The sequence below is a fragment of the Azomonas macrocytogenes genome (assembly GCF_014191985.1).
GTDB classification, from domain to species: domain Bacteria; phylum Pseudomonadota; class Gammaproteobacteria; order Pseudomonadales; family Pseudomonadaceae; genus Azomonas; species Azomonas macrocytogenes.
The window spans coordinates 1-2,017 of the sequence record NZ_JACHXI010000056.1 but is presented as its reverse complement, the minus strand read 5'-3'; the positions used below and the strand labels follow the sequence as shown (position 1 = coordinate 2,017).

At 56.2% G+C, this 2,017-nt stretch carries 1 protein-coding gene and 1 pseudogene; one reads left to right on the top strand and one right to left on the bottom strand.

Going from position 1 to position 2,017, the window contains the following annotated elements; translation table 11 throughout:
- Window positions 1-572: 572 nt before the first annotated feature.
- Window positions 573-1,537: pseudogene (locus tag FHR87_RS18805) on the top strand (integron integrase).
- 180 nt (window positions 1,538-1,717) lie between these two features.
- Here the strand turns inward: FHR87_RS18805 and FHR87_RS18795 are convergent.
- Window positions 1,718-2,017, bottom strand: a 300-nt coding sequence (locus tag FHR87_RS18795; protein WP_275944099.1) for a transketolase C-terminal domain-containing protein, incomplete at its 5' end; no start/stop codon positions are given.

Genomic DNA, 2,017 nt, shown 5'->3' with positions numbered 1-2,017 from the left:
ACGTAATGAAAACAGGAAGAACAAAGCCGAAAGCTTAAGGCAAGGGCGTCATGCACCACGGGTTGACGGGAAGCTCCTTATGGAATTGTTAGGCCCCAAACCGCTGCACCAAGGACTCACATGCCGGAAGTGCTTGCGGTGTTGCCCACGCAACTGCTGATTGTATGTCCGGCTCCAGTTTTGCCAGAGCCTCCGGTGCCCAGTGCGCCCGAACGGCTCCAATAGGCAGAGCATCAACCTCTGACGAGATCATGGCGAAGGTGACAAAGTCTTGATCGGAGTCCTCAACCTCGACTTCCCATCGAAGCGCGGCAAGTGAGTGACAGCCATCTAGGACTGGAACCTCGCCGGCAAGAATGCCAGCGGCTATCTCGGCAGCTTGCCGGCGAACTGACAATACGTACTGCTCGTGTGTCATGTGCTCGCTCATTGGGCCCTAACTACAATTCGACACCAACTGGTATAAAAAACTACACCATCTGGTGCATAACATTCCCTTGTCGACTAAGCCACTCCCCTTGTAGCCTCTGGCTTTCAGCAGGATGCTGCAAAACACAGGGGAGTTATACACCATGGACGGCAGGCCCAGATTGCTGGATCGGCTACGGGAGCAGATCCGGGTACGTCATTATTCCATTCGCACTGAAATTGCTTATGTAAAGTGGGTGAAAGAATACATCCGCTTCCATGGGCTTCGCCATCCCGAAGAAATGGGAGCTCCCGAGGTTGAGCAATTTCTGTCGTATCTGGCAGTAGCCCGGCATGTTTCTGCCTCTACTCAGAATCAGGCGCTGGCATCGCTGCTCTTTCTCTACAAGCATGTTTTGGCAATTGAGTTGCCATGGCTCAATGAGGTGGTACGGGCCAAAAAGCCCGAGCGTCTGCCTTTGATACTGTCCATAGCTGAAACACAGCGCCTGCTGGCGGTTTTCGAGGGTGAAACAGCTCTGGTGGCGGGTTTGCTCTACGGTTCTGGCTTGAGGTTGATGGAGGCAATGCGATTACGGGTAAAGGATATCGACTTCGAGCGCAGGGAAATTCTGGTGCGTGATGGCAAGGGTATGAAGGATCGGATCACGCTGCTTCCTGCCCGGTTGATCGAGCCCCTGCAAACCCATCTGGCCTGTGTGAAGGCCCTGCATCGGCGCGATCTTGCAGAAGGCTTTGGTGAGGTTTACCTGCCGTTCGCACTGGCGCGCAAGTACCCGAATGCACCGAGCGAATGGGGTTAGCAATATATCTTCCCGGCTCGGGAGCGTTCTATCGATCCTCGTTCCGGTCTGCGTCGTCGCCATCATCTTGACGAGAAGCGTATACAGCGTGCGTTCAAGGCGGCCGTACGAGAAATTGGACTCGGCAAGCCTGCAACTTCGCATACGCTGCAGCATTGCTTCGCAACCCATTTGCTGGAAAGGGGCAGGATATTCGCACCGTTCAGGAGCTTCTGGGCCATGCCGATGTGAAAACGACGATGATCTACACCCATGTGCTCAACCGTGGCGGGCTGGGTGTGCTGAGTCCTTTGGATCGGTGTTGAAATTGATGGAGTAGCCTGGGTGGCTGGCCGGATCGCGAATCGACCTGGCTTGCGCGCGGTGAGGGTAGGGATAGCGGCTTTCGATATCGCTTACTTATAAAGACGAACGAACTCGAAAAAACCGCCACCTTATTTACAAATTTTATTCTGCTGACTAGCGTCTGAATTGGCGGAAGTTGTCTATGACTCCAGCCGTCGGCGCACGGCGGCTTCGATACCCGCGGCATCCAGGCCGCACTCGGCGAGCATTTCAGCCGGTCGGGCGTGCTCCACGTAACGGTCCGGCAGGCCCAGTTGCAGCAGCGGGACGGCGAGGTTGTCCCGGGCCAGCAGTTCGCCGACCGCACTGCCCGCGCCGCCCATGAGGCTGTTTTCCTCGAGGGTTACCAGCAACTGATGGTCGGCGGCCAGTTCGCGCACCAGGGCTTCGTCCAGCGGCTTGACGAAGCGCATATCCGCGACCGTGGCATCCAGGGTTTC